This window comes from Pseudomonas sp. S2_B07, from assembly GCF_054668435.1.
In genome coordinates this window covers 1,969,785-1,989,656 of record NZ_CP162769.1, presented here as the reverse complement: position 1 = coordinate 1,989,656, position 19,872 = coordinate 1,969,785, and the positions used below count along the sequence as shown (strand labels likewise).

The 19,872-nt window shown below is 59.8% G+C and carries 22 protein-coding genes; 8 read left to right on the top strand and 14 right to left on the bottom strand.

The window, feature by feature from the left end:
- Nucleotides 1-71: 71 nt before the first annotated feature.
- Complete coding sequence (locus AB4N43_RS09260; RefSeq protein WP_027925826.1) at nucleotides 72-716, top strand: hydrolase; 645 nt, start codon at nucleotides 72-74, stop codon at nucleotides 714-716.
- Between the two features lie 73 nt (nucleotides 717-789).
- On the opposite strand, the gene AB4N43_RS09255 is transcribed toward AB4N43_RS09260, so the two are convergent.
- A complete protein-coding gene (locus AB4N43_RS09255) occupies nucleotides 790-2,088 on the bottom strand; it encodes a mechanosensitive ion channel family protein (RefSeq protein WP_027925825.1) in 1,299 nt (432 codons plus the stop codon).
- Between the two features lie 192 nt (nucleotides 2,089-2,280).
- Between AB4N43_RS09255 and AB4N43_RS09250 the strand changes: the two genes are divergently transcribed.
- Nucleotides 2,281-3,627, top strand: coding sequence for a DEAD/DEAH box helicase (locus AB4N43_RS09250; protein WP_027925824.1), 1,347 nt, complete (start codon nucleotides 2,281-2,283; stop codon nucleotides 3,625-3,627).
- A 68-nt stretch (nucleotides 3,628-3,695) separates the two neighbouring features.
- On the opposite strand, the gene AB4N43_RS09245 is transcribed toward AB4N43_RS09250, so the two are convergent.
- The 3 genes from AB4N43_RS09245 to AB4N43_RS09235 all read right to left on the bottom strand — a co-directional run bounded on the left by AB4N43_RS09245 (nucleotide 3,696) and on the right by AB4N43_RS09235 (nucleotide 5,453).
- Complete coding sequence (locus AB4N43_RS09245; protein WP_027925823.1) at nucleotides 3,696-3,971, bottom strand: hypothetical protein; 276 nt, start codon at nucleotides 3,969-3,971, stop codon at nucleotides 3,696-3,698.
- Nucleotides 3,972-4,062: 91 nt separating this feature from the next.
- Nucleotides 4,063-4,533, bottom strand: coding sequence for an AraC family transcriptional regulator (locus AB4N43_RS09240; RefSeq protein WP_410921380.1), 471 nt, complete (start codon nucleotides 4,531-4,533; stop codon nucleotides 4,063-4,065).
- 185 nt (nucleotides 4,534-4,718) lie between these two features.
- Nucleotides 4,719-5,453 carry a DUF899 domain-containing protein gene (locus AB4N43_RS09235; RefSeq protein WP_194939848.1) on the bottom strand — a complete coding sequence of 245 codons (735 nt, stop codon included), beginning with the start codon at nucleotides 5,451-5,453 and terminating at the stop codon, nucleotides 4,719-4,721.
- 178 nt (nucleotides 5,454-5,631) lie between these two features.
- On the opposite strand from AB4N43_RS09235, the gene AB4N43_RS09230 reads away from it, so the two are divergent.
- Nucleotides 5,632-6,021 carry a hypothetical protein gene (locus tag AB4N43_RS09230; RefSeq protein WP_027925820.1) on the top strand — a complete coding sequence of 130 codons (390 nt, stop codon included), beginning with the start codon at nucleotides 5,632-5,634 and terminating at the stop codon, nucleotides 6,019-6,021.
- Nucleotides 6,022-6,142: 121 nt separating this feature from the next.
- On the opposite strand, the gene AB4N43_RS09225 is transcribed toward AB4N43_RS09230, so the two are convergent.
- The 3 genes from AB4N43_RS09225 to AB4N43_RS09215 form a co-directional block, all read right to left on the bottom strand.
- The gene (locus AB4N43_RS09225) at nucleotides 6,143-7,012 is read right to left on the bottom strand and encodes a DUF6279 family lipoprotein (RefSeq protein ID WP_059181412.1); all 870 of its coding nucleotides are present in this window, start codon (nucleotides 7,010-7,012) and stop codon (nucleotides 6,143-6,145) included.
- Between the two features lie 65 nt (nucleotides 7,013-7,077).
- A complete protein-coding gene (locus tag AB4N43_RS09220; protein ID WP_027925818.1) occupies nucleotides 7,078-7,794 on the bottom strand; it encodes a TorF family putative porin in 717 nt (238 codons plus the stop codon).
- Nucleotides 7,795-8,002: 208 nt separating this feature from the next.
- Nucleotides 8,003-8,191 (bottom strand): hypothetical protein, encoded by a 189-nt coding sequence (locus AB4N43_RS09215; protein WP_017337097.1) that lies wholly within the window; start codon nucleotides 8,189-8,191, stop codon nucleotides 8,003-8,005.
- A gap of 353 nt (nucleotides 8,192-8,544) precedes the next feature.
- On the opposite strand from AB4N43_RS09215, the gene AB4N43_RS09210 reads away from it, so the two are divergent.
- Nucleotides 8,545-9,381 (top strand): CvfB family protein, encoded by an 837-nt coding sequence (locus AB4N43_RS09210; protein ID WP_027925817.1) that lies wholly within the window; start codon nucleotides 8,545-8,547, stop codon nucleotides 9,379-9,381.
- A 97-nt stretch (nucleotides 9,382-9,478) separates the two neighbouring features.
- Nucleotides 9,479-10,411 (top strand): DMT family transporter, encoded by a 933-nt coding sequence (locus AB4N43_RS09205; protein WP_059181411.1) that lies wholly within the window; start codon nucleotides 9,479-9,481, stop codon nucleotides 10,409-10,411.
- On the opposite strand, the gene AB4N43_RS09200 is transcribed toward AB4N43_RS09205, so the two are convergent.
- A complete protein-coding gene (locus AB4N43_RS09200) occupies nucleotides 10,356-11,537 on the bottom strand; it encodes an MFS transporter (RefSeq protein ID WP_027925815.1) in 1,182 nt (393 codons plus the stop codon). The two genes, AB4N43_RS09205 and AB4N43_RS09200, sit on opposite strands and share 56 nt — an antisense overlap.
- A 103-nt stretch (nucleotides 11,538-11,640) precedes the next feature.
- Between AB4N43_RS09200 and ptrR the strand changes: the two genes are divergently transcribed.
- Together ptrR and AB4N43_RS09190 are read left to right on the top strand one after the other, a co-directional pair.
- Nucleotides 11,641-12,534, top strand: a complete 894-nt coding sequence (gene ptrR / locus AB4N43_RS09195; RefSeq protein ID WP_027925814.1) for a putrescine utilization regulator PtrR — start codon at nucleotides 11,641-11,643, stop codon at nucleotides 12,532-12,534.
- Nucleotides 12,535-12,673: 139 nt separating this feature from the next.
- Nucleotides 12,674-12,802 (top strand): PA1414 family protein, encoded by a 129-nt coding sequence (locus AB4N43_RS09190; RefSeq protein WP_003184145.1) that lies wholly within the window; start codon nucleotides 12,674-12,676, stop codon nucleotides 12,800-12,802.
- 206 nt (nucleotides 12,803-13,008) lie between these two features.
- Here the strand turns inward: AB4N43_RS09190 and AB4N43_RS09185 are convergent, their stop codons facing one another.
- The 6 genes from AB4N43_RS09185 to speB form a co-directional block, all read right to left on the bottom strand.
- Entirely contained in the window at nucleotides 13,009-13,260 is a 252-nt protein-coding gene (locus AB4N43_RS09185) for a phosphopantetheine-containing protein (protein ID WP_027925813.1), read from the bottom strand.
- 55 nt (nucleotides 13,261-13,315) lie between these two features.
- The gene (locus AB4N43_RS09180; protein ID WP_059181409.1) at nucleotides 13,316-14,041 is read right to left on the bottom strand and encodes an MBL fold metallo-hydrolase; all 726 of its coding nucleotides are present in this window, start codon (nucleotides 14,039-14,041) and stop codon (nucleotides 13,316-13,318) included.
- 85 nt (nucleotides 14,042-14,126) lie between these two features.
- On the bottom strand, nucleotides 14,127-15,506 hold the full coding sequence (locus tag AB4N43_RS09175) for a sodium:solute symporter family protein (RefSeq protein ID WP_027925811.1): 1,380 nt from the start codon (nucleotides 15,504-15,506) through the stop codon (nucleotides 14,127-14,129).
- Nucleotides 15,507-15,670: 164 nt separating this feature from the next.
- On the bottom strand, nucleotides 15,671-17,182 hold the full coding sequence (locus AB4N43_RS09170) for a purine-cytosine permease family protein (RefSeq protein ID WP_027925810.1): 1,512 nt from the start codon (nucleotides 17,180-17,182) through the stop codon (nucleotides 15,671-15,673).
- Between the two features lie 54 nt (nucleotides 17,183-17,236).
- Entirely contained in the window at nucleotides 17,237-17,659 is a 423-nt protein-coding gene (locus AB4N43_RS09165; RefSeq protein ID WP_027925809.1) for a YybH family protein, read from the bottom strand.
- Nucleotides 17,660-17,668: 9 nt separating this feature from the next.
- Nucleotides 17,669-18,619: an agmatinase gene (speB, locus tag AB4N43_RS09160; RefSeq protein WP_027925808.1), complete on the bottom strand. Its 951-nt coding sequence runs from the start codon at nucleotides 18,617-18,619 to the stop codon at nucleotides 17,669-17,671.
- Nucleotides 18,620-18,978: 359 nt separating this feature from the next.
- On the opposite strand from speB, the gene AB4N43_RS09155 reads away from it, so the two are divergent.
- Complete coding sequence (locus tag AB4N43_RS09155) at nucleotides 18,979-19,872, top strand: LysR family transcriptional regulator (RefSeq protein WP_007945995.1); 894 nt, start codon at nucleotides 18,979-18,981, stop codon at nucleotides 19,870-19,872.

The window sequence follows — 19,872 nt, the reverse complement described above, 5'->3', positions numbered from 1 at the left end:
GACAACGCCGCAGACGGCAGCGTCGACTCACCCATTACTCACTTTGAAATCGACATCAAAAGGAACGCGTCATGTCTATTCGTGAACTGCTCAACCCAACCAACTCCGCCCTGATCCTGATCGACCATCAGCCACAAATGGCGTTTGGCGTGCAGTCGATCGACCGTCAAACGCTGAAGAACAACACGGTAGGCCTGGCCAAGGCTGCCAAGATCTTCAACGTGCCGACTATCTACACTTCGGTGGAAACCGAAAGCTTCAGCGGTTACATCTGGCCTGAATTGCTGGCGGTTCACCCGGAGCAAAAGCCGATCGAGCGCACCTCGATGAACTCATGGGAAGACAAGGCGCTGGTTGACGCGGTGAAAGCCACCGGCCGCAAAAAACTGATCATTGCCGCGCTGTGGACCGAGGTCTGCCTGACCTTCCCGGCACTGGAAGCGTTGGCTGAAGGTTACGAGGTGTACATCGTGACGGACGCTTCCGGCGGCACCACCAAAGAGGCGCACGACATGTCGGTGCAGCGGATGATTCAGGCGGGTGCGGTGCCGGTGACCTGGCAACAAGTGTTGCTTGAGTACCAACGTGACTGGGCACACAAAGACACTTACGAAGCGGTGATGGAGTTGGTGCTGGAGCACAGCGGCGCCTATGGAATGGGCGTGGATTACGCTTACACCATGGTGCACAAGGCACCGCAGCGGCAGGTCAAGTAACCCGCCAGTCCCGGAAACGATGCGAATCCCTGTGGGAGCGAGCAAGCTCGCTCCCACATTGGTTCAGTGGTGTTTACATGATGTGTTTATCGGCGTCGGGAATGTGGCTTGCACCCAGCATCGCCGGCAGCAACCCCGCACGCATATCCCCACCGCTCGGCTGCTGATAAAGACTCAACCCGAACTCCGGCAGCACCGCCAGCAGATAGTCGAAAATGTCCCCCTGAATCCGCTCGTAATCCGCCCACGCCGTGGTGCTGGTGAAGCAGTAGATTTCCAGCGGAATACCCTGCGCGGTGGTCTGCATCTGCCGCACCATGCAGGTCATGCCGGGCTGAATCTCGGGGTGACTCTTCAGGTACGCCAACGCATACGCGCGGAAGGTCCCGATGTTGGTCATCCGCCGACGGTTGGCGGACATGGCCGCCACATTGCCTTGTGCTGCGTTCCAGGCCTTGAGTTCGGCCTGCTTGCGACCGATGTAATCGGTCAGCAGATGCACTTGCGACAACTTCTCTTCTTCGTCATCGCGGATGAAACGCACGCCGCTGGCATCGATGAACAGGCTGCGCTTGATCCGTCGACCGCCGGATTGCTGCATGCCGCGCCAGTTCTTGAACGACTCGGACATCAGGCGCCAGGTCGGGATCGAAACAATCGTCTTGTCGAAGTTCTGCACCTTCACCGTGTGCAACGTGATGTCGACCACGTCACCGTCGGCGCCGACCTGCGGCATCTCGATCCAGTCGCCTACCCGCAGCATGTCGTTGCTGGTCAGTTGCACGCTGGCCACGAACGACAGCAGCGTGTCTTTGTAGACCAGAATAATCACCGCCGACATGGCACCCAGACCCGACAGCAGCAACAGCGGCGAACGGTCGATCAGGGTGGAGACGATGACGATCGCACCCAGCACGTACAAGACCATTTTTGTCAGTTGCACGTAGCCCTTGATCGAGCGCGTGCGGGCGTGTTCGGTGCGCGCGTAGATGTCCAGCAAGGCGCTGAGCAGGGCGCTGATCGCTAGCAAGAGGAACAGAGTGGTGAACGCCAACGCCACATTGCCGAGGAAATTCAGGCTGGTCTTGCTCAGCTCCGGCACGAGGTGCAAGCCAAATTGAATCACCAGTGACGGCGTCATCTGCGCGAGGCGATGAAAGACCTTGTTGTGCCGGAAGTCGTTGATCCAGTGCAGCGCCGGTTGGCGGCCGAGTATTTTGGTCGCGTGAAGAATGAGGAAACGCGCCACTCGTCCGAGGACCAGTGCAATGACCAGCAACAACATCAGCGCCAGGCTTGAATGCAGGAGCGGGTGCTGATCGAGGGCACCCCAGAGGTCTTGGGCGTTGAGCCAGAGCTGTTTGATATCCATGGGCTAAAACGATTCTCCGGAAGGACACGATCGGGCGATTAGAGCATTTAAGAGGGTTTGGATGACGTTTGAAGACAAATCAGGCAACAAAAAGCCACTGTTTATCGTCGTTTTCGTAAAGAAACTCGGCCTGAGCGCTCGAAACCGTTACCCTATGCAGCTGTTTTTTTGTATTTCTTCGAGGTAGCACCCGTGTTTTCCCAATTCGCCCTGCACGAACGCCTGCTCAAAGCCGTGGCCGAGCTTAAATTTGTCGAGCCAACGCCAGTGCAAGCAGCGGCTATTCCGCTGGCGCTCCAAGGGCGTGACCTGCGGGTGACTGCGCAAACCGGTAGCGGCAAAACCGCTGCCTTCGTCTTGCCGATCCTCAACCGTCTGATCGGCCCGGCGAAAGTCCGCGTCAGCATCAAGACCCTGATCCTGCTGCCGACCCGCGAGCTGGCTCAGCAGACCATCAAGGAAGTGGAGCGCTTTGCGCAGTTCACGTTCATCAAGTCCGGCCTGATCACCGGCGGTGAAGACTTCAAGGTCCAGGCCGCCATGCTGCGCAAGGTGCCGGACATCCTGATCGGTACGCCGGGCCGGATGATCGAGCAACTGAACGCCGGCAACCTTGACTTGAAAGAAGTTGAAGTGCTGGTCCTCGACGAAGCCGACCGCATGCTCGACATGGGCTTTGCCGACGACGTACAGCGTCTGGTAGCTGAATGCACCAACCGCCAGCAGACCATGCTGTTCTCCGCCACCACCGGCGGTTCGGGCCTGCGCGACATGGTGGCCAAGGTGTTGAACAACCCTGAGCACCTGCAGGTCAACAACGTCAGCGACCTGAACGCGACCACCCGTCAGCAGATCATCACCGCTGACCACAACGTGCATAAAGAGCAGATCCTCAACTGGCTGTTGGCCAACGAGACCTATCAGAAGGCCATCGTGTTCACCAACACCCGGGCCATGGCCGACCGCATCTACGGTCGTCTGGTGGCGCAGGAATACAAAGCGTTCGTGCTGCATGGCGACAAAGACCAGAAAGACCGCAAGCTGGCCATCGACCGCCTGAAGCAGGGCGGCGTGAAGATCCTCGTTGCCACCGACGTCGCCGCCCGCGGCCTGGACGTGGATGGCCTGGACCTGGTGATCAACTTCGACATGCCGCGCAGTGGCGACGAATACGTTCACCGTATCGGTCGTACCGGCCGTGCCGGCAACGAAGGCCTGGCGATCTCGCTGATCTGCCACGGCGATTGGAACCTGATGTCGAGCATCGAGCGCTACCTCAAGCAGAGCTTCGAGCGCCGCACCATCAAGGAAGTCAAAGGCACCTACGGCGGACCGAAAAAGGTCAAGGCTTCGGGCAAAGCCGTTGGCGTGAAGAAGAAAAAAGTCGACGCCAAAGGCGACAAGAAGAAAACCGGCGCCAAGGCACCGACCAAGCGCAAAATCGCCAACCGCCCGAAGACCGACGCTCTGTCGCTGGTCAGCAAGGACGGCATGGCGCCGCTCAAGCGCCGCAAGCCGGAAGCGCCAGCTGCTGAATAAGCCGTTGTCGTGACCCAAAAAAACCGGACGGATGTCCGGTTTTTTTATGCGCGGGATTTGTCGGTTGATCAGCTCTCGGCCTTCTTGTCCGCCGTCTTCAGTTCCTTCAAGCGCTGATCAATCAGCTGGCACTTGTCCGGCAAATCCTTGCTCGCTGTGCCCAGGTCCATCTTCTGCAGCTCGGCATTGATCTCTTTGGCTTTGGCCGGATTCTGCTCGGTGAGCTTGGCCACTTCCTGGGCCAGTTGCTCGCGCTTGGCGGTGGCTTCCTCTGGGGTGCAGGCCCAAACGGGGAGGGCGCAGGCGAAGGTGGTGACGAGGGTGATGTTCAGCAGGGTTTTCATAAGTGAGCCTCAGTTCCGGTTAAGGCGGGTTAACCGGTTGAGGGTTGATGGCCTGGAAAAGTTCAGCTAATTGACCACCGCGTCTTGGGTGCTACTGGTCCTTTATGGCGATGCACATGTCCATTTCCAGTACACCGCTGTTCTCATCATAAGAAATCTCCACCGGGTAGCGTTCAAACCCAGGACGCTGGTCGTAGGCCAATCCGCTTTGCGGCATCCACTGTCCACAGAGTTCACCCCAAGCCGCCGGGATTTCACTGGCCGGGCCTTTGAAGTGGGCGACAGCGTAGCGGCCGCCGGGCAGATTAGTGACGGCAAACGGGTATTTCGGTTCGAAGTCGGCGGGCACTTCGACGCAGGCGTCGTAGCGGCAGTATTGCGCGGGTGTGGTGCTCGGGTCGTCGTGGCCGATGCCGTAGCGCACGCGGTTGAGCAGGTTGTTTTCGTTCATCCACGGGGCGACGGTTTCGCGCCAGAAGGTGCCGATTTCCGGGCCGTAGGGGCCGGTGTAGCGCAGGTAGGCGACTCGGGCTGGGGGGAGGGTTTTCAGGGTGACGTTCATTGTCTGGGGCCTTGGAGTCTGGTTCGTTTGAAGGAGCGGTGGCTGGGCGGGGCTCATCGTCGGAACGCCGCCCGGAGCAAGCTCGCTCCCACTGGGGATTTTTGGTGTTTTGAAATTGTGTGTTTGGCACCGATCCACTGTGGGAGCTGGCTTGCCAGCGATGGCCGCGCCTCGGTCTCTGAAGGCTAGCCCCCATGGCAGCAGCTGGCTGCGGCCTTTTCTTCATAGCGGTCGTGATGCCGCACCCATTCCATGATCTCTTCTTCGTTGCGGCCCTTGGGCGTGAGGTCGAGGTAATTGTAGGCGCCGACCAGCATGTCGAGACCCCGCGCATAGGTGGAATAGGTATGGAAAATGTCGCCGGCTTCATTGCGATAAAACACGCTCAAGCCTGGGAGTTCTTCTTCGGCCCCATCAGTTTTTTCGTAGTTGTAGGTGGCTTTACCGGCGGCGACCTCTTCGGCCCGCGCAGAGACGCCGAAGTCGTAGTTGAAATCGCAACCCTCTGACGACACCCAATCGAATTTCCATCCCATGCGCCGCTTGAAAGGCTGGAATTCGGCGAACGGTGCGTGGGAAACCGCCACGACGGCGATGTCATGGTGCGCCAGGTGTTGGTTGGCGCCGTCGATGTGGTCGGAGAGGAACGAGCAGCCTGGGCAGCCTTCGTCCCATCCGGCGGCGAACATGAAGTGGTAGATCACCAATTGGCTACGACCGCCAAACAGGTCGGCCAGTTTCAGTTCGCCGTGGGGGCCTTGGAAGTGGTAGTCCTTGTCGATTTTCACCCAGGGCAGGGCTCGGCGTTCTGCGCTGAGTTTGTCGCGCTCCTTGGTGAAGGCTTTTTCGTGGGCCAGGTGTTGTTTGCGCGCGGCGAGCCATTCTTCGCGGGACACGACGGGATGATGCTGAATGTTCATTGGCTTTTCTCCTGCGGGGGGCTGGGAGGTGACTTACACAGCCTAGTCGTTTGACCTGTGCCGGATTCGACATACCGCCGGTCGGTGCTGTTCAGCGCTCCGGCTGAACGGCTGCGAGCGGTACCGGTCACAACTTAAGAAGGCCATCACAATCACGCGGTCTGGAGGTTGAATCAGGATGACGACTTATAACTGGGATTTGATTGAACGCTTGCTGCACGAAGTGCAAAACGGTGCCAGCAGCTTCACGCCACGGCCCTATGCCGAGCAGTACGTGGCGGAGAAAACGGCGGAAGGCGAGCAGACGGAAAACCTCGATCACCTGAAAGCGGTGGCGGGTGAGTACGAAAAGCTGCTGCTGGCGCGTGGATACATCGAACCGCGGCCTGAGGATCAGGGCGGTTCCGGCTCGAATTACATTCTGACGCCGCGCGGCTCCAGTTTGTTGAGCCTGATCGACAGTAGCATTCCTGGGAATGACCATCCGCGTCAGGTGCTTGATGAGCAGGAAGATGCGCTGGATGCAGTGACGTTTGATGAAGTGGCGTCTAAAGCGCAGATTGCCTGAAGCCCACCACAAACTAATGTAGGAGTGAGCCTGCTCGCGATTGCGGTGTATCAGTTAACAGTAATTGACTGGTGTACCGCAATCGCGAGCAGGCTCACTCCTACGGGGGACCTGTGCCGGATTAGGATTGTTTGGCGGCTTTCAGGCACTTGAGGTCGTTGAAGTCTTTTCTCACGACTCCGATTTTCTTCAACAACCGCTGACGCTGGGCCGGTGTGCTCTCGGCCATCAAATCCACGATCAACCCACGCGCCTGAGCCTCGGTATTGGCGTAGGCCTGACGATAGGCTGGCGTCCACAAGCTCTCGCGATTGACCAGAAGTGTCTCGATTCGCTGTGGGAATTCGGGACTTTGGCGCTGGGCAACCGCCGCGCTGAACTGCGTCTGCCAATGCGCGCGGTTGGCGATCCATTGAGTGTTCTGATCACCCAAGGCCTTTGACCAAGTGACCACCCGTTGCTGCTGGGTAGGGCTTAGTGGGCCGAGCCAGTCATCCAGACGTTTTTCCATGCGATCGGCCCGTTGCTTGATCTGCTGATCGAGAGGGGGCTTGAGGTATTCGACCTGCCGTTTGCGCTGGTCTTTGGCGAAAGCGTCGTTCATTTCCGCGACTTGTTTGTCGTCCAGCCCCTGCAGCAACTCGATGGCCGACGGAGTAATTTCCCGGGCGGTCTGGGCAATCGCGGCTTTGGCTTCCTCGGTGCGGATTTGCAGGGCGTCGTCGCTGACCTGGTTGGTTTCGACCATGGTTTGCAGGCGGTCCAGCCAATCCAGATAACCCGGCAGTTGTGTGCTGCAGTGCCAGCTCAGGTGCTCTTTGAGGCGCTCGTTGAACCAGCCTTTTTGCTCGCCGTTCATGTCCAGATAGTCGCTGAGTGTCCATGGAATGATCACGTCGAGGTTGCGGTAGGCCAGGCCCACCCGGCTGCATGCGCCAAGGACGAGGCTCAAAATGATCAAAGCGGCGAAGCGAATTAGCCAGCGCGACATGGGCGGATCCTTGCGAAAGCCTGGGTATTCATGTGAACGCAAGATGAGCCCGGCAGTTCAGCCGTTCAATAAAACGCGTGTTCAGCCTTGAGAGTTACCAACCCGTCGCATTGGCCGTTGTGCCCGGAATAGGCTGAACAGTTGCTGCCGCTGAGGTTGGAGTCACTGTAGATGAGGTCCAGATCGATGCCCATGAATGGCCGGGAAAGTTGCACCGACCAGTCGGTAAAACTGTCGACGTACCCACCGTCGACCGACACCGGGGTGTAGAGCTGGTGGGTGGTGTATTTCATGCTGATCCCGATGCCGAACGGCTGGTTGCCTCCGAGGTCGGCGAACAGCGTTCTGTTCAGCTTGTCCGGGTCGTTGCTGAAGGCCGCGCCAAATCGGCTGCCGAGCAGGGTCAGGCCGCCGAAGAGCTCCTGGCTGTCGAGGGTGTCCACTTTCGGATAGCTGTAGTGGATCATGCCGACTTCGTAGCCGAGGGTTTGATCGAAGGGCTGTTTAAATCCCGCGTAGGAATCGACTTCGAGGTTTTTGCCCGGACTCAACCCCATGCTCGGTGCCCATTGGCCGACGTAGAAGCCACTGTCGTGGGTCAGGTCTAGGCCGCCATGGAATGAGCCGGTGCTGGAGGGTTTGACCAGCCCCTGGGCCATGCTGCGGCTGGGCGTGGTGCCGAGCTTGAGGTCGAAGTCGCCCAGTTCACGCTGGAAGATTTGCGCATTGGCGAGCGGACAGGCGAGCACTGTACAGAGCAGCAGGAGAAAGGGTTTGAGCATGCGTCACTCCATTGACAGCGAGGAGCAGGGATCGGGAACCTACTGGAACGCTTGTTCTAGACGTGTGCAAGGATACCGGCGAATGCTCGGCATTGAGGGCCGTTCGTCGTTTTCTGAAATTTAGAGGGGGTTGGCGGGGTGTTGCGAGAGGGTTCCAGTCCAAGCGCTTCGAAGCTCAAAGCGCTTTGGGACCAGTTAAAGCAGGGTGTTACTTCTTGCCGAGCGTGATCTGCTTGGACGGGCCGAACGTCTGGCCGCTGACGCCTTTGGCAATTTGCTGGATTTCACCACCGGACTTGAGGAACGCAGCAATCTGGTTGTTGATCGATTCGCTGGTTTCAACGGCTGGAGCTGGCTTTGCTTTGCTGTTGGATGCTTTTACACGCATGGCGGCCATTAACCTGTAGAAAATTAACTTGGCCAGGCATCGTACAGGAAATACTTGACAATTGCTTGGCTAATATCCCCTCAAAATACACAGCACAGGGCTGGAATTTATCTCAGGGTATTATCTGAAATAGGTCTCTAACACACTGTTTTAACTAACAACGTTGATGAAAATGGCCCGTGTTCGGGTGGGTTGGCAGGGGACAAAACCGCCTCGTCGGGCTGACGAGTGGCGAAGCCGTACAGGTCAACCCCTCAGGAAAATCAGGGATTGCGCAGTATTTTCGCCCGCCACCCGGCCGGCCGCCGAACGTCGCCCGCAAAACCGGGTAGAATGCCGCCCACGTAATGAGGGTATTTGAAATGGCTTTAGTCGGGCGTTACAACAGTTTGCAAGTGGTTAAACACACTAACTTCGGTTTATATCTGGACGGTGGGGCGGAGGGTGAAATCCTCTTGCCTAATCGTTATATCCCCAAAGATATTCCCAGCGAAGATGAAGACTGGCTCAACGTTTTTGTTTATCTGGACAGCGATGACAAACTCATCGCAACTACCGAAAAGCCGAAAGTTCAGGTCGGTGAATTCGCCAGTTTGAAAGTCGTTGAAGTCAACAGCATCGGCGTGTTCCTGGATTGGGGTCTGCCGAAGGACCTGCTGCTGCCGTACTCCGAAGAAAAACGCCAGATGACCGCCGGTGAGTATGTGGTAGTGCATGTCTACCTCGACAAGCACACCCGTCGCATCACCGCGACCGCGCGTCTGGACCGCTATCTGGACAAGACGCCGGCCAGCTACACCCCGGGCCAGGAAGTTGATTTGCTGGTGGCCGAAGCGACCGACATGGGCTTCAAGGCAATCATCAACAACAAGCACTGGGGCCTGATCCACAAGAACGAAATCTTCAAGTTCATGCGCGCCGGCAAAGAAGAGAAGGGCTTTATCAAAGAAGTCCGTGCCGACGGCAAGATCAGCCTGAGCCTGCAACCGGTGGGCGAAGAAGCGGCCACCAGCCTCAACTCGAAGATCCTCGCCAAGTTGCGTGAAAACAACGGCTCCCTGCCGGTCAGCGACAAGAGCGACCCGACGGTGATCACCAGTATGTTTGGCGTCAGCAAGGGCAACTTCAAGAAGGCCATTGGTGCGCTGTACAAGAATGGCCAGATCGTCATTCATGCGGATCGCATTGAACTAAGCTGACCCTGCACCAACAGTAATGAAAAGCCCCGGCCCCGTGCCGGGCTTTGCTTTTTGACTACCGGGTTTCTGCCATGGATTGTGTTGTCGAGGTGTCACAGTGAGCGCCAGCCGGCGTAGCGCCGACGGGTTTGCCCTGCAGGTGATGATCGGGTTGTGCCTGATCTGGGGCGTGCAGCAGGTAATGATCAAGTGGGCGGCACCGGACATCGCGCCGGTCATGCAGGCGGCGGGGCGGTCTGGCATGTCCGCAGTGCTCGTCGGCTTGCTGATCTGCTGGAAAGGCGGCTGGGATCAGGTCGGCGCAACCTGGCGCGGCGGTTTGCTGGCCGGCGCGCTGTTTGGCCTGGAATTCTTTTTCATTTCTGAAGGCCTGCAACTGACGACGGCCGCGCACATGTCGGTGTTCCTCTACACCGCGCCGATTTTCACCGCGCTGGGCGTGCATTGGTTGCTGCCGAGTGAGCGTTTGAGGCCGGTGCAGTGGCTGGGGATTTTCCTCGCCTTTGTCGGGATCGCCATCGCGTTTGCCGGTGGCGTGTCCTGGGATAACCTCGATCACCGCATGTTGCTGGGCGATGCGCTGGGCGTACTGGCCGGCGCCGCGTGGGGGGCAACCACGGTGGTGGTGCGCGCTTCACGGCTGTCGGAAGCGCCGGTGACGCTGACCTTGTTCTATCAACTGATCGTCGGTTTCTTCGGCCTGATGCTGATCGCGATTCTCAGCGGCCAGGTCACTCACGTCAGCCTGACCACCGTGGCGGTGGCCAGCGTGCTGTTTCAGGGGTTGGTGGTGTCGTTCTTCAGTTACCTGACCTGGTTCTGGCTGTTGCGGCGTTATCTGGCGGCGAACCTGGCGGTGTTTTCGTTCATGACGCCACTGTTCGGCGTCACGTTCGGCGTGGTGTTATTGGGCGAGGCGTTAAGCCTCAACTTCGTCATCGGTGCTGTGCTGGTCTTGCTCGGGATCACTTTTGTCAGCGCTGAGCAGTGGGTGCGCCGTCGTTTGCGCAAAGCCCTCGGGCAGTACTGAGCGGGCGCAGCAACAGGCCGCCGGCGATCAGTAATCCGCTGCCGGCAACCACCAGCGCGGGCTGCAAACCGCCACTGAAATGGCTGCTCAGGGCGGCCAGCAACGGCCCACTGAGCTGTCCCACGGCGAAGCATGCGGTCAGCAGCCCGGCGTTGCGCTGGGTGGCGTGGGGCGCCAGTTCGCGGGAGCGTTGCATCACCAGTTGCATGCAGGCCAGGAATGGCGTGCCACACAGCAGCACGCCCAACGCCAGACCCGTTCCGCTGCCCAACAGGCACGCGAAGACCCCGACAGCTTGCAGCCACAACGTGATCATCAGCCAATGGCGTGTGCCATTCGGGGATTGTCGACGCAGGCTCACCAGCAACACTCCGACAGCCGACGCCAGGCCGAAGCACGGCCAGAACAGGTCAGCCTGCCATTGCCCATGAAACTGCGCGTTGGCCATTTGTGAGAGGAATGTGGCGGGGATGATGTAACCCAGACCGTACAAGCCATAGATCACGCCCAATCGAGCGATGCCCTGATTGTTCGATGTGGCGGCGGCGGGCGCAGCCGCCACCGTTTCCGCAGGTTGTGGCAGGAACGGCAGAATCCCCAGCAGCATCACCAGCGCTACGCCGGCATACACCAGCCACAGCGTCGCGGAGGTCTGCCCCAGCAAGTTCGACCCTAAAGCCAACAAACCCGTTAGAAAAATCCCCAGGCCCGGTCCGGCAAACACCAATGCGCCCAGCCGTGGACGACCGGCTGCGGCCGCTAATGGCTGGCTCAGCGCGGTGATCATCACCAGCACCCAGGCGCTGGCCACGCCGGTGCCGAAACGCAGCAGCAGATGCGACCAGAACCCGTTGGCCCAGAACGACGCCAGGGTCAGCAGCACACACAGCCACAACCCGCCCAGCAAGCGCTGACGGACTTGCGCCGGCTTGCGCGAGAACATCGCATCCAATGCGCCGACGAAGTAGCCCAGGTAATTGGCGGCGGCAATCAGGCCCGCTGCGGTCAGGTCGATCTGACCTTCGCTGAGCAAGTGCGGCATTTGCGGGGTGAGGGCGAAGCGCCCGATGCCCATGGCCATCATCAGGGCGATAAAACTGGCGGTTAAGCGAATCAGCGGAGACATGGTCTGAGTTCCGGCAAAGGATCAATGACCGTCAGGCTAGGACTGATTGACTTTCTTTTAAAATGAATAATAGTGAGTAACTTGTTCTGATTTGGAGAAGATCGTGGAGTTCAGCCAATTGCGGATCTTCCAGGCCGTGGCGCAGGAGGGTTCGATCACCCGTGCCGCCGAGCGATTGCATCGAGTGCCGTCCAACCTGTCGACGCGTCTCAAACAACTCGAGGAGCAACTCGGCGTAGAACTGTTCGTCCGCGAGCGTCAGCGTTTGCAGTTGTCGCCTGCAGGAAAAGTCCTGCTGGACTACACCGCCAAGCTGTTCGCCCTGCATGACGAAGCCAGTGCTGCCGTGCAGGGTGGGCAACCGGCCGGGGACTTTGTGCTCGGCACCATGTACAGCACGGCGGCGATTCATCTGCCGCCATTGTTGGCGGGTTATCACCGCACGTACCCGGCGGTAAACCTGCAAGTGCAATCCGGGCCGAGCGGTGAGTTGCTTGAAGGCCTGCTCACCGGCCGGCTGGATGCGGCGCTGGTGGACGGCCCACTGGAGCTCGCGGGGCTGGACGGCGTGCCCTTGTGCGACGAACGGCTGGTGCTGATCACGGAGGCCGATCACCCGCCGGTGCGCAGCGCGCTGGATGTGGAAGGGCGCTCGGTGTTCACGTTCCGCCAGGGCTGTTCCTACCGCATGCGCCTGGAGGCCTGGTTCGCCCACGACCATGCAGCGATGGGCCGGGCGATGGAGATCGAATCCTATCCAGGAATGCTTGCATGCGTGATTGCCGGCTCAGGCGTGGCGTTGATGTCGGAGTCGATGCTTGCCAGCCTGCCGGGCCGTGAGAGTGTCGCGGCGCACCCGCTGGCCGAGCCGTTCGCCCGCGCGACGACGTGGCTGATGTGGCGCAAGGGCATGGTCGGGGCCAATTTGAATGCGTGGATCGAGCAGCAGCGAACGGTCTATCCGTGGGCGCCGGTTGAAGCCCAGGCGATTGCCTGAACGAACGGTCAGGTATTTTGTTCAATTCAGTAACAGATCATTGCGACTTTTGATGAGCATTGCGTAGGACTTCGGACTATTATCAGTGCGAAGCGGCCTCAGAATTCCGGTCGCTCGGCACTACCCTGAAGGGGGCACCATGAAAGAGAAAATCCAAAACTGGCTGCACGACTTGGGTGTTGCACTCGGTTTGATCGAACCGCCTCTGCAACCTGTGCCTATTCGGACGGACGACGAACAGCGCCGACGCCAGCCGCGCCGCCGGTAATCGCGCCGCATGTAGCAGCTGTCGAGCACCGCGAGGCAGCGTTCGGCTGCGCAGCAGCCGTAAATCCTGCATGCACGATCTACCTGACTCACGTCGAAACCTGACTCCACCGACGGCTCCGTCCGAACGCGACTCGCGCCGAACGCAGCCTCGCGGTGCTCGGTAGCTGCTACAGGGGTCAGCTGAATTTCAGAGACCGGGCACACTCAATGCCGCCCGATCTCCAGCAAAAACCGACTCAAATCATTCGCCGTCCTGGCGGTCTTGAGCATCCGGTCTTCTTCCGCCGTAAACGCCGTCAACCCCAGTTCATCTTCCAGATGGAAGATCAGGTCTTCAATGTCCGCTTTATCCAATCCCAACTCCACCAGACTGGCGTCGTCGCTGAAGTCATCGCGGCCCTCCAGCAAGCGGCTGATGAACTGATGGACGGCGAGGCGAACGGCAGCTCTTTTCATGGTTGCTCTTGGAGGGCGTTATTGTTGTTGTCCCTGCGCTTGAGTACAGCAGGCTTCAGCCGTGTGAGCGCTGCCACTCGTCAATCATCGTGCGCAAATGCTCACCGGAAAAACTGCCGAAATGCCCGCCATGCACTGTGCGGATCGGCAAGGCACGCAAGCGTTGCAAGCTGCGGGCGTAGGCATCGAGGTTGGAGTGGTAAGCGTCTTCGATCAGCGGTCCGTCATAGATGATGTCGCCGCTGAACAGCGTCTCCGTCGCCGCTTCATACAGGCTGATGCCGCCCGGTGAATGCCCCGGTGTGTGCAGTACCTGCAGCACGCGGTCACCCAAATCCAGCACATCACCTTCTTCAATCAGACCCGTGGCCGGCGCAGCCTTGACCCGGTATTCGGCGTAGCACAGCGGGCAATCGGGGTGAGCCTCGAACATGTCGTCGCCGACAAAGGCCTTGCTCAAATCGTTGTCGCCGTCCGGTGCGGCGAGGATGTCGGCCTCAGCCGGGTGCACCAGCCGTTCAGGAAACTCGTGATGCCCGGCGATGTGGTCGAAATGGCAATGACTCGCCACCGCCACCAGCGGCCGTTCAGTGATCCACGGCAATTGCTCGCGCAGGCTGACCAGTCCCGAGCCGCTGTCCAGCAGCAGGTCCTTGTCGCGGCCCTGAACGTGCCAGAGGTTGCAGCGATAGAAAGGTCGAATGTACGGCTCGTGAATCAGGCGAATGCCGTCGCTGAGCTGTTTGACTTCGAACCACTGATCGCGGCTGACGATCTTCATAAGCAGTTTCCTTCAGACGAAAAAAAACGGGTGTGGCAACCGACGCCACACCCGTCGAAGAAAGCATCAAGTCGTTATGTTCAGCTTAGGCGGCGCTGGCCAGCACTGCCGGGCGGCGGGACATCAAGCTCACCACCACGAACGCCACCAGACCTACGGCGAGGCTGTAGTAGATCGGCGAGTTGGCATCCAGACCGTCCTTGAACATGAACACCAGCGCAGTGGCGAAGCCCATGCCCATGCTGGCGATAGCGCCGGCGGTGGTGGCGCGTTTCCAGAAAATCGCGCCGATCAGCGGGATCAGCATGCCGCCTACCAGCAGGTTGTACGCCAGGGTCAGGGCGCTGATCACGTCGTTCACGACCAGAGCGATGCCGAGTACGACAAGGCCGGTCAACAGGGTGAACAGGCGGTTCATGCCCAGGCTCGAGTGTTTACCGCCGCGCAGTTTCGGCAGCAGGTCTTCGGTCAGGGTGGTGGCAGCGGCGAGCAGGCCGGCGCTGGCGGTGGACATCATGGCCGCCAGGGCAGCAGCAATCACCAGGCCACGGATGCCGTCCGGCAGGGACAGTTTGACGATGGCGGCGAAGGCGTTGTTGACGTTGTCCAGGTCCGGGATCAGCACGTGAGCGGCCATGCCGATCAGGGCGCAGGCCAGGCCGTAAAGGATGCAGTAGACGCCTGCGAACGTACCGGCGACTTGAGCCACCTTGGCGCTCTTGACGGTGAACACCCGCTGCCAGATGTCCTGGCCAATCAGGATCCCGAAGAAGTAGATCATGAAGTAGGTGATGATGGTGTCCCAGCCAATCGTGGTGAAGCTGAAGGCCGTGGCCGGCAGTTTCAATACCAACTCATCCCAGCCGCCAACGCGGTACAGGCAGATTGGCAACAGGATGAACATCAGGCCGACGGTCTTGATCACGAACTGGACGATGTCGGTCAGGGTCAGGGACCACATGCCGCCGATCGCCGAGTAGATCACTACCACGCCACCGCCGACCAGTACCGAGACCCAGAACGGCAGGTCGAACAGCACTTGCAGCACGGTGCCGATGGCGAGGATCGAAACCACGCCGATCATCAGCGCGTACGCCAGCATGATCACCGCGCTCGCGGAGCGGGCCATCGGGTTGTAGCGTTTTTCCAGGACCTGGGTAACGGTGTAGATCTTCAGCTTCAACAGCGGTTTGGCGAGGAACAGGTTCAGCGCCACGATCCCGCAACCGAGGGCCGCGCAGAGCCAGAAACCGGAAATGCCATGGACGTAGCCCAGACGCACGGTGCCGACGGTGGACGCGCCACCCAGAACGGTGGCGGCCATGGTGCCCATGTACAGGCTCGGGCCGAGGTTGCGACCGGCGACCAAAAAGTCTTCGTTGGTCTTGGCCTTGCGCATGCCGTAGTAGCCGAGTATCAGCATCGCGGCGGCGTAGATGAGTACGACGAATAAATCCAAAGCCATTGTGGCGTGTCTCCGATTGTCTTTTTTATGGTGAAGCAAAAGTATTTCTGTAGGGCATCCCTCTGTGGGAGTGAGCCTGCTCGCGATAGCGGTCTTGCAGTCACATCAATGTTGGATGTGCTGCCGTCATCGCGAGCAGGCTCGCTCCCACAGTTGGATCAGTGTCAGGCGGGCTGACGGAGTTCAGGCTTTGCCATGGTGTGGCTGCCCTTGCTGCGTGAATCATTCGGGCCAAACACCGCGGCTGTTTCCGGGAACAGGCTCAGCAGCGCCAGGTACACCAGCGAGGCCAGGCCCAGGGTGACCGGCAGGCTGATGTCGATACCGCCGGCCATTTCGCCCAATGGTCCGACAAACTGCCCCGGCAGGTTCACGAAGCACAGGCCGATGGCCGCGCTCGGGATCCAGGCACCCAGGCCACGCCAGTTCCAGCCGTGGGTGAACCAGTAGCGGCCACCTTTCTCGCCGCGGGTGAACACTTGCAGGTCATCCGGGCAATAGAAGCCGCGACGCACCACCAGGCCGATGATCATGATCACCATCCATGGAGTGGTGCAGGTGATGATCAGCACGGCGAAGGTCGACACGCTCTGCACCAGGTTCGCCGCAAAGCGCCCGATGAAGATGAAGGCAATCGACATCACACCGATCAGCAGCGTGGCCTTGACCCGCGACAGCACGCGAGGGAACACGCTGGACATATCCAGCCCGGTGCCGTACAGCGACGTGGTGCCGGTGGACATGCCGCCGATCACTGCGATCAGGCACACCGGCAGGAAGAACCAGCTCGGCGAGACAGCCAGCAAGCCGCCGACATAGTTGTTGGCGGCGATGTAGTCCGGTGCCTTGATCGCCACGATGGTCGCGGTGGCCAGGCCAAACAGGAACGGGATGAAGGTGGCGATCTGCGAGATCACCACTGCCGCCATGATCCGGCCTTTTGGTGTGTCACGCGGGATGTAGCGCGACCAGTCACCGAGAAACGCACCGAAGGAAATCGGGTTGCTCATTGCTACCAGTGCAGCACCGATAAACGCGGCCCAGAAACCTGGCTGACCCATGCTGACGGTGCCGGCGTAGTTCACATCGAAAGGACCGGCGAAGGCGAAGACACCCAGCAGGAACAGCAGGCTGGCGCTCCACACCGCGATCTTGTTGACCCACAGCAGGAAACGGAAACCATAGATGCAAACGGTCAGCACCAGAATCGCGAACAGGCCGTAGGCCAGGCCCAGGGTCAGGTCGGTTTCCGGCAGGCCGATCAGACGCTTGGCGCCACCGATCAGCGCATCACCCGAACTCCATACCGAGAGCGAGAAGAACGCGATGGCGGTCAACAGCGAGAGGAACGAACCGACGATCCGCCCGTGCACGCCGAAGTGCGCACCCGACGACACGGCGTTGTTGGTGCCGTTGATCGGACCGAACAGGCCCATGGGTGCAAGGATCAGCGAGCCCAGCAGCACGCCCAGCACAATCGCCAGCACACCGGCCTGAAACGACAGGCCGAACAGCACCGGGAAACTGCCGAGCACGGCGGTGGCAAAGGTGTTGGAACCACCGAAGATCATCCGGAACAAATCCGTCGGGCCTGCGGTGCGTTCGCTGTCGGGGATCTGTTCGACCCCGTAGGTTTCAATGTGCGTAAGGCTTTGGTCGTTGTTGTTTTTATTCATGATCAGCTCCGATCATAAAGGCGCGCTCATCGTGCGTGAGCGTCACCTGTTTGGCTAAGGGGTTGGCAGCCCTTCCGGCATCGCGGACAAATGTTCGTGGCAGGCCAGCCATAGGCCTTGTTGTTCTTGGCCAGACGCTTGTTTTTTGAAAACAATCGTCTCGCGCTCCTGGCTGAAGTGTTGCTCCCCTTGCATGCGCAGCTCGGTGGCCACGTCATGGATGAAAATCGCCACGTCACCCTGCAGGCTGACGAAGGCGTTGCTCGAGGTGCACGAAAGCACCTCGAAGCCATCCTCCGAGCGCCAGGTGTCCCACAACGCCTGATAGGCATCGCGCGACAGCAAAGGCTGCTCGAGGGTGTAGAAGACGAAGCTGGCATCGGTGCTGAACGCACCGAAGTAGGCTTCGCGATCGTTACGGGCGAAAGCGGACACCAGATCGGCGGCGGCTTTCAGCACCTGATCACGTTCGTTCATGACCAATCCTCAGCGGTGGACCACGCCAGGCAGTACGCAGAGCATTTCGTACAGCAGGTTGGCGGCCAGCAGCGAGGTGTTGCCGGTGGTGTCATAAGCGGGCGAGACTTCTACCAGATCGCACCCGACCAGGTCGAGGCCTTGGCAGCCGCGAACGATTTCAATTGCCTGAATGGTCGTCAGACCACCGATTTCCGGGGTGCCGGTGCCAGGTGCCCAGGCCGGGTCGATGCCGTCGATGTCGAAACTCAGGTACACCGGACCGCCGCCGACTTTCTCGCGAACTTCGGCCATCAATGGGGCCAGGGATTTGTGCCAGCACTCTTCGGCCTGAACCACACGGAAGCCCTGGTTACGGCTCCAGTTGAAGTCGTCAGCGGTGTAGCCCTGAGCGCGCAGGCCAATTTGCACCACGCGGTCGCAATCCAGAAGGCCTTCTTCGACGGCGCGACGGAAGGTGGTGCCGTGGGCGATTTTCTCGCCGAACATGTGATCGTTCACGTCAGCGTGAGCGTCGATGTGCACCAGGCCGATCTTGCCGTGCTTTTTATGGATGGCACGCAGGATAGGCAGGGTGATGGTGTGGTCGCCGCCCAGGGTCAGGGGGATCACATCGTGTTCGAGGATCTTGTGGTAGGACTCTTCGATGATCCGTACCGCGTCCAGCAGGTTGAACGTGTTGATCGCGATGTCGCCGATGTCAGCCACCGACAGCGAATCGAACGGCGCCGCGCCGGTCGCCATGTTGTATGGGCGGATCATGACCGATTCAGCGCGGATTTCGCGAGGCCCGAAGCGGGTGCCGGGGCGCAGCGAGGTACCGATGTCCAGTGGCACGCCAACGAAGGCAGCGTCCAGGCCGGCTGCGGTATCCAGGTGGGGGAGTCGCATCATGGTGGCGATGCCGCCGAAGCGCGGCATTTCATTACCGCCCAGTGGTTGGTGAAGAATCTTGTCCACGGGTAGGGCCTCATCGTCGTTGTTTTATTTATGTCGGTTGCACAGGTCAGGACAGACACAGGCACCGTTGGAGGCCGATTCTGCGAAATGTAGTGGCCGGGAAGAATCGCTACGGGCAAATACTTAGTTCAGATTTTTCTAAACTAATGGTTGGCACGACGATAGACTTGCGGCCATGTGCCGCACTCCTGTGGCGAGGGAGCTTGCTCCCGCTCGGCTGCGCAGCAGTCGTAAAATCGGCTGATGCGGTCCGTCTGACACTACGAGGTGAATGGTTGTAGGGCCGCTTCGCAACCCAGCGGGAGCAAGCTCCCTCGCCACAAAAGCGCAACACGCATGACCTTGCAAACGGAGCCCCCATGGCCAACGCTTTACCCGACCTGAAACTATTGCGCATCTTCGTCAGCGTGGTCCGCCATCAGGGCTTCGCTAACGCCCAGCAAGAGCTCAACCTCTCGACGTCGGCCATCAGCACCTACATGAGCCAGCTCGAAGCGGCCCTGGGCCTGGTGCTGTGTCATCGCGGTCGCGGTGGGTTCAGCCTGACCAGCAAAGGCGAACTGTTCCATCAGGAAACCCTGCGTCTGTTGGGCGAGCTCGAAGGCTTCGAGCAATACGCCGCCGCCCTCAAGGGCGAGTTGCGCGGCACCCTGAACCTCGGCGTGATCGACTCCACCGTCAGTGACAAAGCGTTGCCCTTCGCCGAAGCCATCGGCGCCTACAGCCAGGAACACCCGGCCGTGCATTTGCATTTGTCGGTGATGAGCCCTTACGAATTGCAACTCGGCGTGCAGGACAATCGCCTCGACCTCGCCATCGGCGCGTTCTCCACGCGCATGAGCGGCCTGGTCTACATGCCGCTCTACCGCGAACAGCACTGGCTGTATTGCAGCAGCCGTCATCCGCTGTTCACCGAGCGGCGTATCCCCGAGCAAGTCATCACCCAGCAACGCATGGTCGGCCGGGGTTACTGGAGCCAGGCGGAACTGGCGCGACACGGTTTCAAACACAGCGCGGCCACGGTGGAGAGTATGGAAGCGCAGCTGATCCTGGTGCTGTCCGGTGCCTACATCGGCTACCTGCCGGAACACTACGCCCAGGCCTGGGCGGACAAGGGCGATTTGCGTGTGTTGCTGCCGGCGACCTTTGGTTATCAGGCGCCGTTCTCGATGATCGTGCGCCGTGGCCGCAGCCGCGAACCGCTGATCCAGACCTTCCGCGATTTGCTCAAAGCACAACTGAATCAGGCTTGA